21 protein-coding genes are annotated in these 20,682 nt (G+C 68.7%); 9 read left to right on the top strand and 12 right to left on the bottom strand.

All coding sequences use genetic code 11. From position 1 onward, the window contains the following. The first annotated feature begins 81 nt into the window (after window positions 1-81). Entirely contained in the window at window positions 82-1,698 is a 1,617-nt protein-coding gene (locus JVH1_RS31135) for an MFS transporter (protein WP_009473952.1), read from the top strand. On the opposite strand, the gene JVH1_RS31130 is transcribed toward JVH1_RS31135, so the two are convergent. From JVH1_RS31130 to hrcA, 4 genes are all read right to left on the bottom strand, one after another. After that, window positions 1,672-2,433: a S9 family peptidase gene (locus JVH1_RS31130; protein ID WP_009473953.1), complete on the bottom strand. Its 762-nt coding sequence runs from the start codon at window positions 2,431-2,433 to the stop codon at window positions 1,672-1,674. The genes JVH1_RS31135 and JVH1_RS31130 overlap by 27 nt on opposite strands. A 6-nt stretch (window positions 2,434-2,439) precedes the next feature. Then, window positions 2,440-3,201, bottom strand: a complete 762-nt coding sequence (locus JVH1_RS31125) for a 16S rRNA (uracil(1498)-N(3))-methyltransferase (protein ID WP_009473954.1) — start codon at window positions 3,199-3,201, stop codon at window positions 2,440-2,442. A gap of 2 nt (window positions 3,202-3,203) precedes the next feature. Continuing rightward, window positions 3,204-4,355: a molecular chaperone DnaJ gene (gene dnaJ, locus JVH1_RS31120; protein ID WP_005247937.1), complete on the bottom strand. Its 1,152-nt coding sequence runs from the start codon at window positions 4,353-4,355 to the stop codon at window positions 3,204-3,206. A gap of 87 nt (window positions 4,356-4,442) precedes the next feature. Next, entirely contained in the window at window positions 4,443-5,486 is a 1,044-nt protein-coding gene (hrcA, locus tag JVH1_RS31115) for a heat-inducible transcriptional repressor HrcA (protein WP_043778364.1), read from the bottom strand. Window positions 5,487-5,695: 209 nt separating this feature from the next. Here hrcA and JVH1_RS31110 point away from each other — a divergent pair, with 209 nt between their 5' ends. Then, the gene (locus tag JVH1_RS31110) at window positions 5,696-6,013 is read left to right on the top strand and encodes a type II toxin-antitoxin system VapB family antitoxin (RefSeq protein ID WP_005261240.1); all 318 of its coding nucleotides are present in this window, start codon (window positions 5,696-5,698) and stop codon (window positions 6,011-6,013) included. 3 nt (window positions 6,014-6,016) lie between these two features. On the opposite strand, the gene hemW is transcribed toward JVH1_RS31110, so the two are convergent. Beyond that, the gene (gene hemW, locus JVH1_RS31105; RefSeq protein ID WP_009473956.1) at window positions 6,017-7,279 is read right to left on the bottom strand and encodes a radical SAM family heme chaperone HemW; all 1,263 of its coding nucleotides are present in this window, start codon (window positions 7,277-7,279) and stop codon (window positions 6,017-6,019) included. 137 nt (window positions 7,280-7,416) lie between these two features. On the opposite strand from hemW, the gene JVH1_RS31100 reads away from it, so the two are divergent. The 6 genes from JVH1_RS31100 to JVH1_RS31075 all read left to right on the top strand — a co-directional run bounded on the left by JVH1_RS31100 (window position 7,417) and on the right by JVH1_RS31075 (window position 13,090). After that, on the top strand, window positions 7,417-7,518 hold the full coding sequence (locus JVH1_RS31100) for an Ms4527A family Cys-rich leader peptide (RefSeq protein ID WP_368681006.1): 102 nt from the start codon (window positions 7,417-7,419) through the stop codon (window positions 7,516-7,518). A 117-nt stretch (window positions 7,519-7,635) separates the two neighbouring features. Then, complete coding sequence (locus JVH1_RS31095) at window positions 7,636-9,357, top strand: nitrite/sulfite reductase (RefSeq protein ID WP_009473957.1); 1,722 nt, start codon at window positions 7,636-7,638, stop codon at window positions 9,355-9,357. Next, on the top strand, window positions 9,321-10,061 hold the full coding sequence (locus JVH1_RS31090) for a phosphoadenylyl-sulfate reductase (protein ID WP_050787250.1): 741 nt from the start codon (window positions 9,321-9,323) through the stop codon (window positions 10,059-10,061). The genes JVH1_RS31095 and JVH1_RS31090 overlap by 37 nt, the downstream gene beginning before the upstream one ends. Continuing rightward, window positions 10,058-11,011 carry a sulfate adenylyltransferase subunit CysD gene (gene cysD, locus JVH1_RS31085; RefSeq protein ID WP_009473959.1) on the top strand — a complete coding sequence of 318 codons (954 nt, stop codon included), beginning with the start codon at window positions 10,058-10,060 and terminating at the stop codon, window positions 11,009-11,011. The genes JVH1_RS31090 and cysD overlap by 4 nt, the downstream gene beginning before the upstream one ends. Before the next feature lie 2 nt (window positions 11,012-11,013). Then, window positions 11,014-12,330, top strand: coding sequence for a sulfate adenylyltransferase subunit 1 (locus JVH1_RS31080; protein ID WP_011594333.1), 1,317 nt, complete (start codon window positions 11,014-11,016; stop codon window positions 12,328-12,330). A 4-nt stretch (window positions 12,331-12,334) separates the two neighbouring features. Continuing rightward, a complete protein-coding gene (locus JVH1_RS31075) occupies window positions 12,335-13,090 on the top strand; it encodes a sirohydrochlorin chelatase (RefSeq protein ID WP_011594334.1) in 756 nt (251 codons plus the stop codon). On the opposite strand, the gene JVH1_RS31070 is transcribed toward JVH1_RS31075, so the two are convergent. The 7 genes from JVH1_RS31070 to JVH1_RS31040 form a co-directional block, all read right to left on the bottom strand. Then, window positions 13,026-14,075, bottom strand: coding sequence for an aminotransferase class I/II-fold pyridoxal phosphate-dependent enzyme (locus JVH1_RS31070; protein ID WP_009473961.1), 1,050 nt, complete (start codon window positions 14,073-14,075; stop codon window positions 13,026-13,028). The genes JVH1_RS31075 and JVH1_RS31070 overlap by 65 nt on opposite strands. A gap of 1 nt (window position 14,076) precedes the next feature. Next, on the bottom strand, window positions 14,077-15,099 hold the full coding sequence (locus JVH1_RS31065; protein WP_009473962.1) for a 3-oxoacyl-ACP synthase III family protein: 1,023 nt from the start codon (window positions 15,097-15,099) through the stop codon (window positions 14,077-14,079). A gap of 3 nt (window positions 15,100-15,102) precedes the next feature. Further along, window positions 15,103-15,762 (bottom strand): hypothetical protein, encoded by a 660-nt coding sequence (locus JVH1_RS31060; protein ID WP_009473963.1) that lies wholly within the window; start codon window positions 15,760-15,762, stop codon window positions 15,103-15,105. Continuing rightward, window positions 15,759-17,471, bottom strand: coding sequence for a thiamine pyrophosphate-binding protein (locus JVH1_RS31055; RefSeq protein ID WP_043778327.1), 1,713 nt, complete (start codon window positions 17,469-17,471; stop codon window positions 15,759-15,761). The genes JVH1_RS31060 and JVH1_RS31055 overlap by 4 nt, the downstream gene beginning before the upstream one ends. A gap of 187 nt (window positions 17,472-17,658) precedes the next feature. Further along, the gene (locus tag JVH1_RS31050; RefSeq protein ID WP_009473966.1) at window positions 17,659-18,417 is read right to left on the bottom strand and encodes an anti-sigma factor; all 759 of its coding nucleotides are present in this window, start codon (window positions 18,415-18,417) and stop codon (window positions 17,659-17,661) included. Further along, window positions 18,414-18,920 (bottom strand): sigma-70 family RNA polymerase sigma factor, encoded by a 507-nt coding sequence (locus tag JVH1_RS31045; RefSeq protein WP_009473967.1) that lies wholly within the window; start codon window positions 18,918-18,920, stop codon window positions 18,414-18,416. The genes JVH1_RS31050 and JVH1_RS31045 overlap by 4 nt, the downstream gene beginning before the upstream one ends. A gap of 121 nt (window positions 18,921-19,041) precedes the next feature. After that, window positions 19,042-19,443: a DUF1801 domain-containing protein gene (locus tag JVH1_RS31040; protein WP_029537218.1), complete on the bottom strand. Its 402-nt coding sequence runs from the start codon at window positions 19,441-19,443 to the stop codon at window positions 19,042-19,044. A 170-nt stretch (window positions 19,444-19,613) separates the two neighbouring features. Between JVH1_RS31040 and JVH1_RS31035 the strand changes: the two genes are divergently transcribed. Next, entirely contained in the window at window positions 19,614-20,474 is an 861-nt protein-coding gene (locus JVH1_RS31035) for a universal stress protein (RefSeq protein ID WP_009473969.1), read from the top strand. Window positions 20,475-20,682: the final 208 nt, after the last annotated feature.

The raw sequence follows: 20,682 nt of genomic DNA, 5'->3' as shown, positions 1-20,682 counted from the left end.
TGGTGTGCAAGTAACTAAATTACACATCACTGTGCAAATAGCCGTTCAGGTTCGATCGAGCACTACCCGAGGAGCATCGACATGACCACCGTGATGAACACACCGGTCTCCCGGATGGACGGACCGTACCCCCGGCGCTGGGCCGCGCTCGGCGTGCTGTGCCTGAGCCTGCTGATCGTCGTGATGGCGAACACCGCCCTGATCGTCGCGGCCCCCGACATGACCCGCGACCTCGCCCTGAGCAGCTCCGACCTGCAGTGGGTGATCGACGGTTACACCGTCCCCTACGCCGCGCTGATGCTGCTGTTCGGCGTGATCGGCGACAAGTACAGCCGGCGCGGCGCGTTGCTCACCGGACTGCTCGTGTTCGGCGCCGGAGCCGTCGTCGGCAGCCTCGCCGACACCACCACGGCCGTCGTCGTCGCGCGCATGATCATGGGCGTCGGAGCGGCGATCATCATGCCCGCCACGCTCTCCCTCCTCGTGGCGACGTTCCCGCGTGCGGAACGGGCACGGGCCATCGCCGCCTGGGCCGCGACGTCCGGCCTCGCCATCGCCCTCGGCCCGCTGCTCGCCGGATGGCTGCTGGAGAGCCACTCGTGGAGTGCCACCTTCCTGATCAACGTGCCGATCGCCGCCGTCGCGTCGGTCGCGGCGCTGGTGCTCGTCCCGCCGTCGAAGGCCGACGCCGGCGGTCCGATCGACTGGCTGGGCGGGCTGCTGTCGGTGGTGACCACCGGATCGCTCGTGTACGCGATCATCGACGGATTCCACTTCGGCTGGGGCGCAGGCGCTGTCGGTGCCGCCGTCACCGCGGCCGTGGGTCTCGGACTGTTCGTCGCATGGGAACTCCGGCATCCGCAGCCGTTGCTCGACGTCCGCAGGCTGGGCAGGCGCGAGGTGGGTGGCTCCGCCCTGGCCGTGCTGCTGCTGTTCCTCGCCGCGTTCGGGTCGATCTACTACGTGTCGCAGGAATTCCAGTTCGTCCTGGGGCTGAGCCCCCTCGCCACCGGCGTCCACCTGCTGCCGCTCGCCGCGGCGGTGTCGGTCGGCTCGGTGCTCAGCGGGCGCGTCCACCCGAGGCTCGGCACCCGGGTCACCGTCGTCGCCGGCATGGTGATCGCGGCCGCGGGTGTGCTGCTGATGACGACCGTCGACGGCGGTTCGGAGTACCTCGACTTCCTCGCCCCGCTGGTCCTGCTCGGTATCGGAATCGGCCTGAGCGTGTCCCCCGCCACGGACGCCGTCATGGGCAACTTCCCCGAGAGCGACCTCGGCGCCGCGGGCGGTCTCAACGACACCGCGATCGAACTGGGCGGATCGCTCGGAATCGCGATTCTCGGCTCGGTCCTCGCGTCGGCGTACAAGGACGACATCGCCGGCTTCCTCGGCACGCTGCCCGCCGGTCAGCTGTCCGGCGAGCAGGCCGCTCAGGCCGTGGCCGTCGCGGGAGACTCGGTCGGCGGGGCGTCGGTCGTGGCCTGGGAACTGAGCGCCGACCCGCTGCTCGCGTCACAGTCCCAGGCACTCCTGGACGCCGCGGGTACGGCGTTCGGGAACGCCATCTCCCAGGCCAGCCTGGCCGGCGGACTCGCACTGGGCATCGGGGCCGTGATCGTGGCCCTGGTCCTGCCCGGACGCCCGGTGACGCCGGAATCCGGCGACCGCAGTTCAGAACTCGCCGGTGTCGGACAGTAGGGCCTCCCGTGAGATCTTCCAGCAGTCGGTCTCGGGGTTCAGGAAAGCGTAGTGGTCTTCGCCCTCGACGACGTGCAGCGCGACCGGGTCCCCGGCCGCCCGCGCGGCCTCGCTGTACCGCACACTGACCTTCGCCGGAACCTGCGCGTCCTCGGTGCCGTGGACGCACACCACCGGCACCCCGGCCGGGATGCGGTGCAGTGGGGACGCGGCGCGGTACCGGTCGGGATCTTCGTCGAAGGGGACGCCGAGCAGATCCTCGATGTAGCCGATCCGCCTGCCACGCTCGCCCGCGGATGCGAGGTCGAGGGCGCCTGCCTGGGAGACGACCCGCTCCGGCCGGACCGCCGTCCGCTTCTCCCCGGCGAGCCACACCGCGAGCTGTCCGCCGGCCGAGTGGCCGACGACCCGGACCTTCGACAGGTCGAACGGGACGGGCGACTGCTCGGCGACCGGACCGGCGATCGCGTCGAGCGCGGCGACGACGTCGGCGGACATCTCGTCCCACCGGCCGCCCGCACCGAGCCTGCGGTATTCGATGTTCCAGACGGCGACGCCGTGGCGGGCGAGGTCGACCGCGAAGCTCGTGCCCAGGTTCAGGTGGTACTTCCCGCTCCAGAAGCCGCCGTGGACGACCATCACCACCGGGACCGCGGTGGCCACGGGCACCTCGGGCGGGTAGAAGTGCCCGAACTGCTGCGGTTCGGTTCCGTACGCGATGCGAATGCGGTCCACGGACAGTCAGGCTAGCGGGGCCGCGCCCCAGCGGTCCGTGAGGACTCCGATGGCGCCCAGCGCGACGGCCGCGGCGGTCGAGGTCCGCAGAACGTGCGGGCCGAGCAGCACCGGGACGGCGCCGGCGTCCGTCAGCGCAGTGATCTCCTCCTCGGAGATACCGCCCTCGGGGCCGACGACGAGCACGATCTCGGCCGCCGAGCGCAGCGGAAGCTCGGCGAGGCCCTGGGTGGCCGCCTCGTGCAGCACGGCGACGACACCGCCCCGGCCGACCACCTCACGGACGACGGCGAGCATTTCTGCGGTGCGGTGCAGTTCCGACACCTCGGGGACGATCGCCCGCCGGGACTGCTTGGCGGCGGCGAGAGCCGCGCTGCGCCAGCGAGCGACACCCTTTTCGACCTTGGGGCCCTCCCACCGCGCCACACACCGTGAGGACTGCCACGGCACGATCGCGTCGACGCCGGCCTCGGTGGCCAGCTCGACCGCCAACTCGGATCGCTCCGCCTTCGGAAGCGCTTGCACCACAGTCACACTCGGCGACGGTGCCGGCACCTGACGACGCTTGTGAACGGTGAGTTCGAGCCGGTCCTTGGCGGCCGCCGTCACCTCGGTGTCGGCGAGACCACCCCGGCCGTCGGCCAGCACGATCCGCTCCCCGACACCGATCCGGCGCACCGTCGCGGCATGCCTGCCCTCCGGGCCGTCCAGGACCGCGGTGCTCCCCACCTCGGGCAGCGGGTCGAGGAAGAAGACCGTCGCCGCCACGGTCAGCGACCGCTGAACGCTTCACGCAGGCGTGAGAACAATCCGCCGCTGTGCTGCGACTGGGTGGAGACGACCTCGGCGACGTCGCGGTCGCGCAGATCCTTGAGTTCGCGGAGAAGCTTCGTCTCCTTGTGGTCCAGGCGCGACGGAACCACGACCTCGAGGTGGGCGTGCACGTCGCCGCGGATACCGGAACGCAGCTTCGGCATGCCGTGCCCGCGCAGGACCGTCACCGATCCCGGCTGGGTCCCCGGTTCGATGGTGATCTCCTTGGGCCCGTCGATGATCGTGTCGATCGTCACGGTCGTGCCGAGGGCGGCGTCGATCATCGGAACCCGGATCGTGCAGTGCAGGTCTTCGCCGTCGCGCACGAACACCTCGTGCGCCTGCTCGACCACCTCGACGTACAGGTCGCCTGCGGGTCCGCCACCGGGGCCGACCTCACCCTGCGCGGCGAGCCGGATCCGCATTCCGCCCGCGACGCCTGCGGGCACCTTCACCGTGATGTCGCGGCGGGCGCGCACCCGGCCGTCGCCGCCACACTTGTGGCAGGGGTCGGGGATCGTCTCGCCGGCGCCGCGGCAGGTGGGGCACGGCCGCGACGTCATGACCTGGCCGAGGAACGAACGCTGCACCGACTGGACCTCGCCGGCGCCCCCACAGGTCTCACAGCGCACCGGCTTGGAATCGCCGTTGGTGCCCGCACCGGTGCAGCTGTCGCACAGGATCGCCGTCTCGACGGTGACCTGCTTGCTCACGCCGGTCGCGCACTCCGCCAGCGTCAGCCTGGTGCGAAGGAGTGAATCGGCGCCCGGCTGGACGCGGCCGCGTGGCCCGCGACCCGCGCCGCCTCCGCCGCCGAAGAACGCTTCGAACACGTCGCCGAGGCCGCCACCGAAACCGCCGCCGAAGCCGGCACCGCCGCCGCCACCACCCGAGGAGAGAGGGTCGCCGCCGAGGTCGACGATGCGACGCTTCTCCGGATCGGACAGCACCTCGTAGGCCGTGGAGATGTCCCGGAACCGGGCCTGCGCCGCCTCGTCGGGGTTCACGTCGGGATGCAGTTCCCTCGCAAGCTTGCGGTACGCGCGCTTGAGCTCCTGATCGGTCGCCTTCTGATCGACGCCGAGCGTTGCGTAGTAATCCCGTGCCACGTTGAGTCTCTCGTCCTTCTCTACTTCGTTATCTCGCTACCGGTACGTGTGCTCCCCCACGGCGGCGCTGTCGCCGAGGGCCGGCCGTCACCGCTCGGCGAGCACCTGGCCGATATATCTCGCAACGGCTGCCACCGACGCGATTGTTCCCGGATAGTCCATTCGGGTGGGTCCGAGCACGCCCATTCCTCCGAGCACGGTGCCTGCCGCACCGTAACCGGTCGAGATGACGGAGGTGCCACGCATCTGCTCCACCTGGGTTTCCTCACCGATCCGCACCGTCACGGTGCCCGCATCCTGCGTGGCGGCCAGCAGCTTGAGCACCACCACCTGCTCCTCCAGCGCCTCGAGGACCGCCCGCAGCGAACCGGGGAATCCGCTGATTCCCGAGAAATCGGCGGCGTTGCGGGTCAGATTCGCGGTGCCGCCGAGGACCAGCCGCTCCTCGGGATGCTCGACGAGCGTCTCCACCAGCACGGTCGCCGAACGGATCACGGCATCGCGCAGATCCTCCGGGGCCTCGTCGGCCAGCTCCGAGACTGCGATGGACGCCGCCGCCAGCCGCTTGCCGTCGAGGGCGCCGCCGAGCAACCCGCGCAGCCGCGCCAGATCCTCGTCGTCGAGCACGTCGCCGAGTTCGACGATGCGCTGATCCACTCGACCCGAATCGGTGATGAGCACGAGCAGCAGGCGGGCAGGCGTCAGCGCGACCACCTCGAGGTGCCGGACCGATGACGCCGAGAGTGTGGGATATTGCACAACCGCGACCTGGCGTGTGAGTTGCGCGAGCAGGCGCACACCCCGCCGGAGAACGTCGTCCAGGTCGACCCCGGACTCGAGGAATTCGAGAATCGCGCGCCGCTCCGCCGTCGACAGCGGCTTCACGTCGGCGATGCGGTCGACGAACTGCCGGTAGCCCTTGTCCGTGGGAACACGGCCGGAACTCGTGTGCGGCTGGGCGATGTAGCCCTCGCTCTCGAGAAACGCCATGTCGTTGCGGACCGTCGCACTGGAAACACCCAGGTTGTGCCGCTCGACCAGCGCCTTCGATCCCACCGGCTCCTGGGTCGAGACGTAGTCGGCGACGATGGCGCGGAGTACCTCGAACCGTCTGTCGTCCGTACTCGACATCGCCGTCCACCTCCAGTTCTCGATCATCACGAGCAGCGGCGTCACCGAACCTTCGTTCGGATCGGCCGCCACATCCCCTGAGCTACGTGCAGATGCACGTGCATCTCGGCTCGGTCCAGTCTAATCGCCGCTCCGCCGACACCGGTTCAGGCCTTACTGTGGTGACCGGAGACGAGCAAAGGCAACGACCACGGGCGGATGACGAGGCGATGATTTTCAAAGGTGTCATGGACGGCAAGCCGTACCCGGACCACGGGTTGTCGCTGCGCGACTGGTCCAAGATCCCACCCCGGCAGGTGCGGCTCGACGAGATCGTCACCACGACCAAGGTTCTCGAGCTCGACCGGTTGCTGTCGGAGGACTCGACGTTCTACGGCGACCTGTTCCCGCACGCGGTCCAGTGGCACGGGGTGCTCTACCTGGAGGACGGGCTGCACCGGGCCGTGCGTTCGGCACTGCGGAACCGCGTGGTGCTGCATGCCCGCGTCTTCGACTACGACGAGATGCCCGGCATCGTCACTGCCTGAGCTCTAGCGCAGCACCGTGCGGACCACGGCGTCGGCGAGGAGCCGCCCACGGTCGGTCAGCACCAGGTGCTCGCCCTGGCGCACGAGCAGTCCGTCGGCCACCACCGTCTCGGCCGCGCGCTGCTCCGCGGCATCCAGCTCCGCCACCGGTAGTCCGGTCCGCAGCCGCGCCGTCAGCATCACCCGCTCGACGTGGACGTCCTCCGCGGTCAGCTGTTCGCTCCCGCCGACGGGCAGACTTCCCGCCGCCAGCTGGTCCGCGTAGCGCGCCGGGTGCTTGACGTTCCACCAGCGCACTCCGCCGACGTGGCTGTGCGCGCCCGGCCCGGCGCCCCACCAGTCCCCGTCGTCCCAGTACCCCAGGTTGTGCCGGCAGCGTGATTCGCCCGTCGCGGCGTCAGCCGATGCCCAGTTCGACACCTCGTACCAGGTCAGGCCCGCGTCCGCGAGCCGCGCGTCGATCCTCTCGTACCGCGACGCCAGGACGTCGTCGTCGGGCGCGGGCAGTTCCCCGCGGCGCACCTTCCTCGCCAGCGCGGTCCCGTCCTCGACGATCAGCGCGTAGGCGGACACGTGGTCCACCCCGGCGGAGAGCACCGCGTCCAGCGAGAGGTCGAGGTCCTCGTCGCGCTCTCCCGGGGTTCCGTAGATGAGGTCGAGATTGACGTGCTCGAATCCGGCGGCCCGCGCCTCCTGCGCCGCCGCCACGGCACGTCCCGGTGTGTGGGTGCGGTCGAGCACCTTCAGGACGTGCTGCGCTGCCGACTGCATGCCCAGCGAGATCCGCGTGAATCCGCCGGCCCGCAACCGCTCGAAGAATTCCGGCGACGTGGACTCCGGGTTCGACTCGGTGGTCACTTCGGCGCCCTTCGCAATCCCGAAACTCGAGCGGACCGCACCGAGGACGTCCGACAGTCCGTCACCGCCGAGGAGTGACGGCGTGCCGCCGCCGACGAACACCGTGTCGACGGCCGGGGCGCCCGTCATCTCCGCGGCGAGGTCGAGTTCGCGGCGCAGCCCTTCCATCCACGACTGCGGCGACGCCGACGTCCCCAGCTCGCCTGCCGTGTACGTGTTGAAATCGCAGTATCCGCAGCGTGTGGCACAGAAAGGCACGTGCACATAGATCCCGAACGGGCGGCTCCCCACACCCTTCAGCGCACTCCCGGGCAGCGCGAACGCCGCCGCCTCGTCGCGACCGACCGTGGTAGTGCTCGTTCCGTTCACGGTTCCAGTGTCCATGGTCGGCTCGCCGACGTCGTCCATGGTCGGCTCGCCGACGTCTCCCGCGCTTCTCGACCCGCGGTCCCCACCCGATTGTCCGCGGGCCCTCCCCGTGATATTTCCCGCAAAAATGGTGGAAATCGGTGCCCGGCTCTGCGTGGGCGATCTGACGTGGCACAATGGTCGGCATGACCGGACCCGGAGTGCGACTCGTGGCGCGTCGTCACGTCGATCTCAAGCGTGTCTGCAGCTGTTGTTGTCTGCCCTGTATCGCGCAGTAATTCAGCCTGTCAGCCCGTTCATCATTCTTCTCGACTTCCGGCCGGATTCGAATGCCCCGAGCGAGGATCAGCCCTCCTCGGCCTCAGCCGGTGCATCTTGAGATTCAGGAGTGCTCCATGACGTCGACCACCGACGCCTCCCCCGCTGCCGTCGACGCAGCACCCGCGCGTACGCGCACGGCGAAGCCGGCTCGGCGCCGCGCCGAAGGCCAGTGGGCCCTCGGCTACCGCGAGCCCCTCAATGCCAACGAGCAGGCCAAGAAGGACGACAACCCGCTCAACGTCCGGGCCCGTATCGAGAACATCTACTCGAAGCAGGGCTTCGACAGCATCGACAAGGGTGACCTGCGTGGCCGTATGCGCTGGTGGGGTCTCTACACCCAGCGCGAGCAGGGGTACGACGGCACCTTCACCGGTGACGAGAACATCGACCTGCTCGAGGCCAAGTACTTCATGATGCGGGTCCGCTGCGACGCCGGCGCCCTGAACGTCGAGCAGCTGCGCACCATCGCCGGTATCTCCACCGAGTTCGCGCGCGACACCGCCGACCTTTCGGACCGCGAGAACGTCCAGTACCACTGGATCGAGGTCGAGAACGTCCCGGAGATCTGGAAGCGCCTCGAAGGCGTCGGCCTCAAGACCACCGAGGCGTGCGGTGACTGCCCCCGCGTCGTCCTGGGTTCTCCCCTGGCCGGTGAGTCGCTGACCGAGGTCCTCGACCCCACTCCCGCGATCGACGAGATCGTCCGCCGCTACATCGGCAAGCCCGAGTACTCCAACCTGCCGCGCAAGTTCAAGACCGCGATCTCCGGTCAGCAGGACGTGGTGCACGAGATCAACGACGTCGCGTTCGTCGGGGTCAACCACCCCGAGCACGGTCCCGGTCTCGACCTGTGGGTCGGCGGCGGGCTGTCCACCAACCCGATGCTGGCGCAGCGGGTCGGCGTCTGGGTGCCGCTCGACGAGGTTCCCGACGTGTGGGAGGCCGTCGTGTCGATCTTCCGCGACTACGGCTACCGCCGGCTGCGGAACAAGGCCCGCCTGAAGTTCCTGGTCAAGGACTGGGGCATCGAGAGGTTCCGCGAGGTCCTCGAAACCGAGTACCTGAAGCGCAAGCTCATCGACGGCCCCGCGCCGGAGAAGCCCACCCGGCCGATCGACCACGTCGGGGTGCAGAAGACCCGCAACGGTCTCAATGCCGTCGGCGTCGCCCCCATCGCGGGTCGCGTGTCGGGCACGATCCTGGCCAAGGTCGCGGACGCCGCGGAGCGGGCAGGCAGCGACAAGATCCGCTTCACGCCCTACCAGAAGCTGATCATTCTCGACGTCGCCGACGACAAGCTCGAGCAGTTGATCGCCGACCTGGACGAGGTGGGCCTGCCCGCGCGTCCGTCGCACTGGCGCAAGAACCTGATGGCGTGCTCGGGCATCGAGTTCTGCAAGCTGTCGTTCGCGGAGACGCGGAAGCGCTCGCAGGTGCTCGTCCCCGAACTCGAGCAGCGGCTCGCCGACATCAACGCGCAGCTCGACGTGCCGATCACGATCAACATCAACGGCTGCCCGAACTCCTGCGCCCGCTCGCAGGTCGCCGACATCGGATTCAAGGGGATGCTCGTCGACGACGGCGAGGGCAACCAGGTGGAGGGCTTCCAGGTTCACCTCGGCGGCAGCCTCGGATTCGATTCGGCCTTCGGCCGGAAGCTTCGCCAGCACAAGGTCACCAGCACCGAACTCGGTGACTACATCGATCGCGTCGTCCGCCACTTCGTGAAGCACCGCAACGAGGGTGAACGCTTCGCGGAATGGGTCGTGCGCGCAGACGAAGGAGACTTGCGTTGAATCTCGCCACAGCCACCCAGGACGACCTTCGGCTCCTTGCCGTGCAGGGGGCGGCAAGTCTCGAGGGTGCCTCCGCGCAGGAACTGCTGCAGTGGACCGAGGACACGTTCGGAAGCGACTACATCGTCGCCTCCAACATGCAGGACGGCGTTCTGGTCCACCTCGCCGCCCAGGTCCATCCCGGTGTGGACGTGCTGTTCCTCGACACCGGTTACCACTTCGCGGAGACCATCGGCACCCGTGACGCCGTCGAGCAGGTGTACGGCGTCAACGTGATCAACGCGCGGGCCGAGGCGAGTGTCGCCGAGCAGGATGCGGCGGAGGGCAAGGATCTGTTCGCCCGCGAACCCAACCGGTGCTGCGCACTGCGGAAGGTCGCCCCGCTGAAGAACACCCTCTCCGGATACAAGGCGTGGGTCACCGGCATCCGGCGTGTCGAGGCGCCCACCCGCGCCAACGCCCCCCTGATCTCGTTCGACGACGCGTTCGGTCTGGTGAAGATCAATCCGATCGCCGCGTGGTCCGACGAAGACATGCAGTCCTACATCGACGAGCACTCGATTCTGGTGAATCCGCTCGTCGACGAGGGATATCCGTCCATCGGGTGCGCTCCGTGCACCAGCAAGCCAGCCCCCGGCAGCGATCCGCGCAGCGGCCGCTGGGCCGGTCAGGCCAAGACAGAATGCGGGTTGCACGCCTCATGACCATCGACATCTCCCATTCCCTCGCCGAATCCGCCGTCCGGCCGCAGTTGGACGGGTCGCAGTTCGACACGCTCGACGCCCTCGAGTCGGAAGCCATCCACATCTTCCGTGAGGTCGCGGGCGAGTTCGAACGCCCGGTGATCCTGTTCTCCGGCGGCAAGGACTCGACGGTGCTGCTGCACCTGGCGATCAAGGCGTTCTGGCCTGCGCCGCTGCCGTTCGCGCTGCTGCACGTCGACACCGGACACAACCTGCAGGAGGTCCTCGACTTCCGCGATCACGTCGTGTCCAAGTACAACCTGCGTCTGCACGTGGCGAAGGTCGAGGACTACCTGGCCGACGGCCGGCTCACCGAACGCCCCGACGGGATCCGCAACCCCCTCCAGACCGTTCCTCTGCTCGACGCCATCGCCGAGAACCGTTTCGACGCGGTCTTCGGTGGCGCTCGACGCGACGAGGAGCGCGCCCGGGCCAAGGAGCGCATCTTCTCGCTGCGCAACAGTTTCGGCCAGTGGGACCCGAAGAAGCAGCGCCCCGAACTGTGGAACCTGTACAACGGCAAGCACTCCCCCGGTGAGCAGGTCCGTGTCTTCCCCCTCAGCAACTTCACCGAACTCGACATCTGGCGGTACATCGCCCGTGACGACGTCGAACTGGCCAGCATCTACTACGCTCACCAGCGCGAGGTGTACCAGCGCGACGGCATGTGGATGACGCCCGGTGTGTGGGGCGGACCGTCCGAGGGTGAGGACCTGCAGACGCTGTCGGTGCGGTACCGCACCGTCGGCGACGGATCCACCACGGGCGCAGTTCTTTCCGAGGCCGGCGACAACGAGGCGATCCTCGCCGAGGTCGCAGCGTCCCGGCTGACCGAGCGCGGCGCAACCCGTGGCGACGACCGAGTTTCCGAAGCGGCTATGGAAGACCGCAAGCGAGAGGGCTATTTCTGATCATGAGCGACCTCCACGTGCGTAGCCCGCGAAGCACGCAGTTGCTTCGGCTTGCCACCGCCGGAAGTGTGGACGACGGCAAGTCGACCCTCGTCGGCCGTCTGCTGTACGACACGAAATCGGTTCTCGCCGACCAGATCGACGCCGTCACCCGGGCGTCGGTCGACAAGGGGCTGTCCACCCCCGACCTGTCCCTGCTGGTCGACGGCCTGCGCGCGGAGCGTGAACAGGGCATCACGATCGACGTGGCGTACCGGTACTTCGCGACCCCCCGCCGCTCGTTCGTCCTCGCCGACACTCCCGGGCATGTGCAGTACACCCGGAACACGGTGTCGGGTGCGTCCACCGCGCAGATGGTCATTCTGCTGGTCGATGCCCGCAAGGGTGTCATCTCCCAGACGCGCAAGCACGCCGCCGTTCTCGCGCTGCTCGGCGTCCCCAAGCTGGTGCTGGCCGTCAACAAGATCGACCTCGTCGAGGATCCGGCCACCGTGTTCGCGAACATTTCGGCGGAGTTCAACTCGCTGACCAGTTCGCTCGGCTGGGCGTCCGAGGACGTCGTCGAGATCCCGGTGTCGGCCCTGCACGGCGACAACGTCGCGGTGCGTTCGGAGAACACCCCGTACTACGACGGCCCCACGCTCATCGAGCATCTCGAGTCGGTGCCCGTCGACGCCGAACCCCACCGGGTCGGTCTCCGTTTCCCCGTCCAGTACGTGATCCGTCCGCGCACGCCGGAGTTCCCCGATTACCGCGGGTACGCCGGGCAGGTCGCCGCCGGTGAGGTGACTCCGGGCGACGAGGTCGTGATCCTGCCGTCCGGTGTCCGCACCACGGTCACCCGCATCGACACCGCGGACGGCGAACTCGACAGCGCCCACGCCGGCCGCAGCGTCACTCTCGTGCTGGCCGACGACGTCGACGTCTCCCGCGGGGACGTCATCGCCTCCCCCGCCGACGCCCCGGAGCCGCTCGGCGAGTTCGACGCGACGGTCTGCTGGCTGGCCGAGAAGCCACTGCGTCCCGGTGCCCGCCTGCTGCTCAAGCACGGCACCCGCACCACGCAGGCCATCGTCGGCACACTCGTCGAGCGTTTCAACGAGCAGGAGCTCACCTCGGAGCCCAGCCCGGAGTCGTTGGAACTCAACGAGATCGGCAAGATCTCGGTGCGTGTCGCCGAGCCGATCGTGGCGGACGACTACACCGTGAACCGCCACACCGGCAGCTTCCTGCTGATCGATCCGGCCGGCGGCAACACGCTGGCGGCCGGCCTCGTCGGAGACGCCATCGCAGCGGTGGAGCTCGGCGAGCGCGTCTAGTGCGATGACCCCGCTGATCGCTGTCGCCCACGGCAGTCGCGACCCCCGCAGTGCGCGGGTGGTGGCGGCTGCCGTGTCGGCGCTCCGGGCCAAGCGACCGGACCTCGACGTCCGGCTGTGCTTCCTCGACCTCAACGCACCGTCCGTGGACCAGGTGATCGACACGGTCGCCGCCGAGGGGCATTCCTCCGCCGTGGTCGTGCCGATGCTGCTGGGCAGCGCGTTCCACGCACGCGTCGATCTTCCGGCGCTCCTGGACGCCGCCCGCCTCCGTCACCCGCACCTGCATGTCCGGCAGGCCGACGTTCTCGGGCACGACGCGCGGCTGGTCGAGGCCGTCCGTGACCGCATCGGCGAGGCCGGCGGTTCCGCCCGCGAGTCCGGTCTCGGTATCGTCCTCGCCGCGGTCGGTTCGTCCGACCCGGCCGCGAACGACCGAACCCGCGAGCTGGCCGGATCGGTCGTCGCGGGCACCCGATGGTCGGGAGCGGTGACGTGTTTCGCGACGTCGGCGGAACCGACGGTGCAGCAGGCGATCTCGACGCTGCGACAGGCCGGCGCCGAGCGCGTCGTGATCGCACCCTGGTTCCTGGCGCCGGGACTGCTCACGGACCGGTTGAGCCGTGCGGCGGAATCCTGCGGACCCGGCATCACCTACGCGGCCACCATCGGACCGCACCCCCGGCTGCTCGACGTCATGCTCGACCGGTACTCGCAGACCCACACGGAGCTGCAGCGGTACCGGGCGCTGTCGGCCTGAGCGCGTCGATCACCGCACGCCCGGCATCCGGGTTCCCGACCGCTATCCGCGCGTCACCATTGGGGTAGGTGCGCGCGTGGATGCCGGCGCGGGCCAGTGCGTCACCGACGTCCTCTCCGGGGAGGTACAGGAAGTTGGCGTGACTGCGCGGGACCGGAATTCCCGCCGCCCTCACCGTGCGCCAAAGTTCCTCGCGTTCGGCGACGATGGCAGCCACCCGGGCACGGAGCTCGTACTCGGCGGCGTACGACGCCGTGACCGCGGGAACGGCGGCGCTGCCCATCCCGAACGGCAGTTGCAGCGTTCGAATCGTCCGCGCCAGTGCCGCGTTCGCGAAGCCGAATCCGATACGCAACCCGGCCAGTCCGTACGCCTTGGAGAACGTTCGCAGGAACACGACGTTCGGGTGTTCGGCGATGATGCGATGCACGTCCAGGACCTGTCGGCGGTCGACGAACTCCACATAGGCCTCGTCGAGGACGACGACCACCCGGTCCGGCACATGACGGAGGAAATCCGCCAGTTCGGCGGTGTCGACGAGCGTCCCGGTGGGGTTGTGCGGGCGGCAGACGACGACGAGCCGGGTGCGGTCGTCGATCGCGGCCGCCATCGCGGCCAGATCCTGTCCGCCGTCCGCGAGAATCGGCACCGGCACCGCGTCGAGTGCCGCGATCCGCGCCATGATCGGGTACCCGTCGAACGTCGGGGCGGTGAACACGATCCGCTCCCCCGGCCCGGCGACGGAGCGCATGATCTGCAGGGCGACGCCGGTGGCGCCGGCGCCCACCACCACCTGTTCGGCGTCGAGCCCTTCGTGATCCGCGATGACCTGGATCAGCCGGTCCGGCAGGAACTCCGGATACCGATGCGCCCGGCGCATCACACCGTCGAGCGCGGCGAGGACGGAGGGCAGTGGGGCGAACGGGTTCTCGCTCAGCGCGAGATCGAATCTCGCACCGGGTCCCGCGATGGTCGGCGTGGTCATCTCACACCCCCGCCGGGGCGGCGCCCCACCGAATGGCCCCGGCCCCGGCGAAGTCGCCGGCGTGCGCGAACGCGGACATCATCACCAGCGAGCCGTTGGGGATCCGGCCTGCCCGGTTCTCGATGTCGAGGGTGACGGGGATCGCGGCGCCGAACAGGTTCCCGCATTCGTCGAACGTGTCGGGGTGCCGTTCCGCCGGGAGCTCGAGTGCGTCCCGCCAGTTGCGGAGGAACAGCCGGTTGGGCTGGTTGGTGACCAGGGTGTCGATCTCGTCCGGGGTGATGTCGATCTGCTTGCACACCGCGAGCGCAACCTCGGGGACGAGCCGGTTCCCTCGGGCGAAGACCTTCGCGATCCTCGATTCGGTGAACCCGATGTGCAGTTGGCCGGTGCCCGCCTCCCAGTACTTGCGGGGCGGATCGACGGCGGCCGTCATGTCTCCGGCGAACTCGGGGTAGGTCCGGCACTCCAGCCCCAGCACCGGTGCGGCCTCCGACTTCACCAGCAGGCATGCACCCGCGCCGTCACCCGGCACCGCCGACTGTGCCAGCGCGCGCACGTCTGGTTGCGTGAAGATCTGGCCTGCGCTGTTCTGCACCGACACGATCAGGGCGGTCGACGCGTCCCCGGTCTGCATGATCTGACGTGCCAGCTTGATCATGTACACGAACGACGCGCAGCCGCCGTTGTGCAGGTCCACCACCCAGTCCGGGGTGATCCCCATCCGGCGCGCGAGTTCTCCGCCGGTACCCAGGATCGGGACGTCGGGCAGCTGGGTGTGGGTGATGAGAATGTCCACGTTGGAGACGAGTTCGGAGCCGTTCCGTTCGACCAGCGGGGCGATCGCACGTTCCGCCATGTCGACGGCGTTCTCGTCGCTCGCGATGTGGTGGCGGAATTTCGGCGCCCGGAACATGATGTTCTCGGCGAGCCGGTCGGAGGCGGCGAACTGGGCGAAATAGTCCGCACCCACCCGGTTCTCGGGTAGGTAACCGGCAATGTCGATCAGGCTGACGGTGTCCATGTCTCACTCACTCATCCAGGTCGGGGTCACGGGCAGGTCGTTCGCCCACCGGTATTCGCAGATCGCCTTGAGATTGCTCATCTCCAGTTGGTGTCCGGCGGCGAACATGTCCCAGAAGTCGCCCACCCACGGAACCCGGTCCGCGGGAGCGGTCTCGGGGTAGGGATTGTCGTCGTAGAACGGATGGTGGCAGTTGGTCCACAGCACGACGGATCCGTCGACGTCCAGGACCGTGCGCGCGTCCACCACCCGCATCAGATACACCATCCACAGGTGTGTGCCCTGGTCCCAGGCACAGTGATAGTCGACGGTCATCGCGGCCGGGTGTGCCACGGTGCGCGTGTAGATCTCGGTGGTGTCGCCCAGGCGGTCGTACGCGAGCCACAGCCCGGGTTCTCCGGCCGGGGTGAATCCGCGGAGGCTGTACGTCCATTCCTCGAGGCTGCGGGTGTCGGAGAGGTAGCGGAACACCTCGTCCGGCGGGCAGTCGATGTATTCGTTGACAGTGCAGTACTTTCCGAACACCTGGTCGTGCGGATACACCGACCTCAGCATGTCCATGATGATCGGTGTCGTCGCCTGACGGTCGGAGGTCTCGATGCGGACGAGGCCGGGCAGGTCGGCGGGAAGGTCGGGCAGCGGGGCGATCTCTCGAGCGGTCATCGGCGTGCTCCTTCTCGGGATTCGGATCTCTCGGTCGGGCGTCGGACGGGCAGGAACGGCAGGAACGGCGGCAACTCGTCGGCGTCGCACGCGACTTCGATGACAGCGGGCCCCGCCGAGTCGGCCGTGGCGCGGAGCGAGTCGGCCAGGCCGGCGTGCGTGTCGACCGTGCGGGACGGCAAGCCGGGAAACAGTGCGCCGACTCCCGCCGCGATGTGTGCGGGACGAAAACGGCTGTAGGTGTATGCGCCCTCGAAGTACACCTGCTCGCGGGTCAGGCACATCGCGTGGGCGTTGTTGTTGAACACGACGAACGTGACCGGCACGTCGTACTCGACCGCGGTGTGGATCTCGAGCCCGTGCGCGTAGAACGCACCGTCGCCTGCGATCACGAACGTGCGGCGGCCGCGCGAGAAGGCGGAACCGATCGCGGCGCCGAACGTGTAACCCATCCCGCCCATTCCCAGCGCCACCACGAACCGGCCTCCGGTCGGAACCGGAAGATGGTGCACCACAGCGGCACCCGTATTTCCCGCATCGGCGAACACGTCGGCGCCCACGGGCATCATCGCGGCGAGCGCCTTCACCGCGTCCGTGTAGCGCAGGCCCGACGTGCCGGACGACGGCACGTCGATCGGGGTCGGCTCGCTCTGCGCGACGGCCGCCCGCGAGGCCGCAGGCCCGATCTCGGTGACGAGCCCGCGCAGCGTCGCCCGCAGATCCCGCGTCGGCAGGTGATGGGCCTGCAGAAACGGCTTCGCCGAGCCCACGCTGTACACCAGCGTCTTCTCGAGCACCCCGTCCAAACCTCCGCGTGCCATCACCGGCAGTCGCGTGCCGACGAGCAGGCAGACGTCGGAATCCTGCAGTGCGTCGACGACATCCGGATTCCCCATCGCGCCGGTGACCCCGAGCCGCCCCGGCGCCGCGGGATCGAGCACGTCCCTCGCGTCGGGCGTGACGGCCACCCGGGCGCCGAGCACGTGCGCGAGTTCCGCGAGTTCCCCTCGCGCGCCGGCTCGCGCGACCTCGTCTCCGGCGATGACGGTGACGCGGCCGTAGTCGTCGCGGAGGGCCTCGGCGAGCCGTGTGATGTCCGTCGGGGTGGTGCGCGGTGCGGTCGGGACCGCTCGACGTGGTTCCGGGAACTCACCGCGCGACCGCTGAATGTCCTTCGGCAGCAGGAGAACCGCGGGCCCACCGCGTCGCGCGGCGGCCAGCGCCTCGGCGAGCTGGCGTTCGAGGTCGAGCGGCGACTCGACCCGCGCGCAGTACACGGACACCTCACCGAACAACCGGGTCGCATCGATCGACCCCCCCAGTCCACTCGTGTCCTGGAATGCGCCCATCCCTTCGAGCGTCGTCGGCGGTTGCCCGACCAACGCCAGAAGCGGCACACGCGACGCGAATGCTTCACCGAGACCGGCGATCACATTGAGCGCACCCCCGCCCGAAGTCGCCGCGACCACCCCGATCCGGTTCGACGTGCGGGCATACCCGTCGGCCATCGTCGTCGCCGAGAACTCGTGTTTGGCGACGACACCTTCGACGTCGAGGGAGCGGTGCAGCGCGTCGTACAGGTCCTCGATGTTCGCGCCTCCCACACCGAAGACGTGCTCGACCCCCTCTGCGGCCAGCGCGGCGACGATGTAGTCGACGACGCGCATGTTCCGACCGGTTTTCCGTGGCTCGTGATCCGTGAGATTCATCGGCAGACCCCCGTGTCGTGGATCGGGTGGGGCGACCTGCGGTCACCCACTGGATATACACACGAACCACGTACCGGTCGGGTTCACCGGTGGCAGAACATTTTTCCGGAAACGCTCGTGACGAACGAGACACGACGGTGGAGCGTGCAGGAGGTATGAAAACCGACCCGACTCCCTGGCGGCCCGCTCACAACGCCGCGGTCAGCAGTACCTCGTGGTCGTCGTCGGATCGCACGTCGATGCTCACGATCGCGTCGACGGGCAGGCTGGTGGTGGCCGTGGGCCGCACCGTCGTGCCGGCCTCACCGGTCCAGGTGGCCAGTGTGGTGACGACTCCGGAGCGGTCGGTGACGGTCAGCGCGTACCCCTCGGTGTCGGCGCCGTAACGACCGTCGCCGGGCCAGGTGTCCTCGTAGGAGCACTCGACGAAGATGACGGTGCCCCAGGACACCGACGCGACGGATGCGCTCGCGGTGATCGTCGTCGGAACCACGGGGGTGAACACCGCCTCGGTGGTGTTCGCGCGGTCCGGGACGGGCATGGCCGTGACCGGGGCGGGCGGGGTCCAGTCCTGCGTCACCAGCACCCCCACCGGGACGGCGACGGCGATCACGGCGGCCGCCGCCGCGAGGGCCGTCGCCGCTCGCCGGTGCCGTCGGCGCCGCTCTACCGTCCCCACCAGGTGGGTCAGCACACGTGGTGCGGGGGTCTCCGAATCAGCGGGCGCAGCGTTCCCGGGCAGCGTGCCGAACGCCTCTTCCGGTGTGATCAGGGCCAGCAACCCGGGCATGCCCGCCAATTCGGACACGGCCTGCGAGCACTGTGCGCAGTGGGCGAGGTGGGCCTCGTATTCGCGCCGATCGCTCGGGGACATCGCACCGAGTACATATGCGGCGTCCCAGCGGACGTAGGGATCCTCGTGCGACTCGAAGTCGTCGAACGTCATCGGGTCACCCCCATTTCCTGCAGAGCCAATCGAAGGGCCCGCAATCCGTAGTGCATGCGGGATTTCACCGTTCCCTCCGGTATTCCGAGTTCGTCGGCCATCTGGTGGGTCGACATTCCCCGGTAGTAGCCGAGCACGAGGACCGCACGATGGTCGGGGCTGAGCCGGGCCAGCGCATCACCCATCATCCAGGCGTCGAGTGCGCCGTCCGAGCTGTCCGGGGCGGCGCGTTCGGGCGTGGAGCTCATCCCGATCTCACGCTGGGAGCGGGCGCTGCGGTGCTCGTCGAACACGAGGTTCCTGGCGACCGTGAACAACCACGCCCGGGCCGACGACTCCGACTGGTCCAGCACGTTCGGATGCTTCCAGGCTCGCAGCAGGACCTCCTGCACGATGTCCTCGGCGCGGGCGCGGTCGCCGGTCAGCCGCAGGGCATACCGCCACACCGCGGGGGCATGCTCCTCGTACAGGGCGTGCATCAGCTCGGTCTGGGCATCCGGCATCGGTCACCACCTCTCAGCAGTACACACGGTTCACCCGTGCCTCCGGTTCACCGCGCCACCGAAACACAGGGAAACCCCAGGTGAAACGGGTCGCAGCGACCGAAAACCCTTGGCCCGTACGCTAGGAGGTGTTCAGTGCCACGGCGGCGTGGACGAGCGCCTGGAACGCCTCGGCGTCGAGCGTGTCGCCCTCGTGGAAATCGATGGCGCGCCGGGTGTTGCCTTCGAGGCTGGAGTTGAAGAGGCCTGACGGGTCGTTCAGCGAGGCGCCCCGGGCGAACGTCACCTTCACCGCATTCTTGTACGTCTCACCGGTGCAGATCATTCCGGCGTGCGACCATACCGGCACCCCTCGCCACTTCCACTCCTCGACGACGTCGGGGTCGGCCTGCGTGACGAGGGCACGGATCCGGGCGAGCGTCTCGCCCCGCCAATCACCCAGCTCCTCGATTCGCGCATCTATCAACTGCGAGGGAGAGTCACCTCCGCCTCCCTCTTCCGAGCCGCTCGTCCGCTTCTTCATGGTGGACTGTCGCTCCCCTTCTGGCTGTCGTCGCTCGCCGGTCACTCGAGTATCCTCGCGGACCGCGCCGATCGCATCGAGATCGCGCCGGGATCGGCTGCCGACCGATTTACCTCTGGCGCGTCGTCGCCGTCCTGGACCAAACTGGAATGGAGGTGAGGAGCACCCCCATGAGCACAGCACGGATTCGACGCGGCATCGTGGCAGGCATCGACGGATCGGACGGCGCGCTGGAGGCGGCGGCGTGGGCTGCATCCGCCGCGAGGCGCTTCGAGGAGCCGCTGCGCCTCGTCCACGTATTACCCAAGCATCCGAATTCCGCGGACGGTCACCCCGAGGGCGATGAGTTCCTCGACGCCGCCGAGCGCATCGTCCTGGACGGGCAGCGGGACCTGGAGGTCGAGCGCAGTACCCACCCCGGTCCGCCCGCCCACGCGCTGGTGGAACTGTCCAAGACGGCCCGGATGCTGGTTCTCGGACCCGCGGCCACGAGTGAGATGAAATCGGTGGTCGCCGGTTCCGATGTCGTGCGGGTGTCGAACCGAGCCGAATGTCCGGTGGTCGTCTGGCGCGGCATCCAGGGCCACGAGGTCAGCGAAACCCGCCCCGTCGTGGTGGGTGTGGACGGCAGCGAACTGAGCCACATGGCGGTGGCCCACGCGTTCGAGTTCGCGGCATTCTTCGGCGCTCCCCTCGTCGCGGTGCACACCTGGGCCGAGCACTCCACCCTCGGTGCGTGGTACTCGGAGGAACGTCGCTTCACCGACTGGTCCGATCTAATCCAGCACGAGGAAGCCTGGCTTGCCGAGAGCCTCGCCGGGTGGCGCGAGAAGTACCCGGATGTCGAGGTCACGCGCTGCCTCGAGCGTGGTGGGCCGATGAAGGTGCTCCTCGAATACTCGTTCGGTGCGCAGTTGATCGCCGTCGGCAGCCACGGGCGAAATCCGTTCACCGCCTCGATCGTGGGCTCGACGAGCCAGAGTCTCATCCACCACGCCCGGTGCCCGGTGCTCATCTGCCGAAAAGGCTGAATACCGTCAGCGTCCGTTTCACTCTTTCGATCAGCCTGATTCATATTCACCGTTCGCGGGCCCATTCCCCGGGCACGGCGCGCACCGAATTGCTACGTCAGAAAACTGCCCTGACCTGCCCCAATTCCCGACGCCACACGCTGATATCGCAGATTCACACACAGCAGAAAATGCCAAGTGTTTCAATCACGCTAATTCGATTTCCTCC

This window comes from Rhodococcus sp. JVH1, from assembly GCF_000280725.2.
Lineage (GTDB): Bacteria > Actinomycetota > Actinomycetes > Mycobacteriales > Mycobacteriaceae > Rhodococcus_F > Rhodococcus_F jostii_A.
This window is presented reverse-complemented; position numbering and strand designations above follow the sequence as displayed.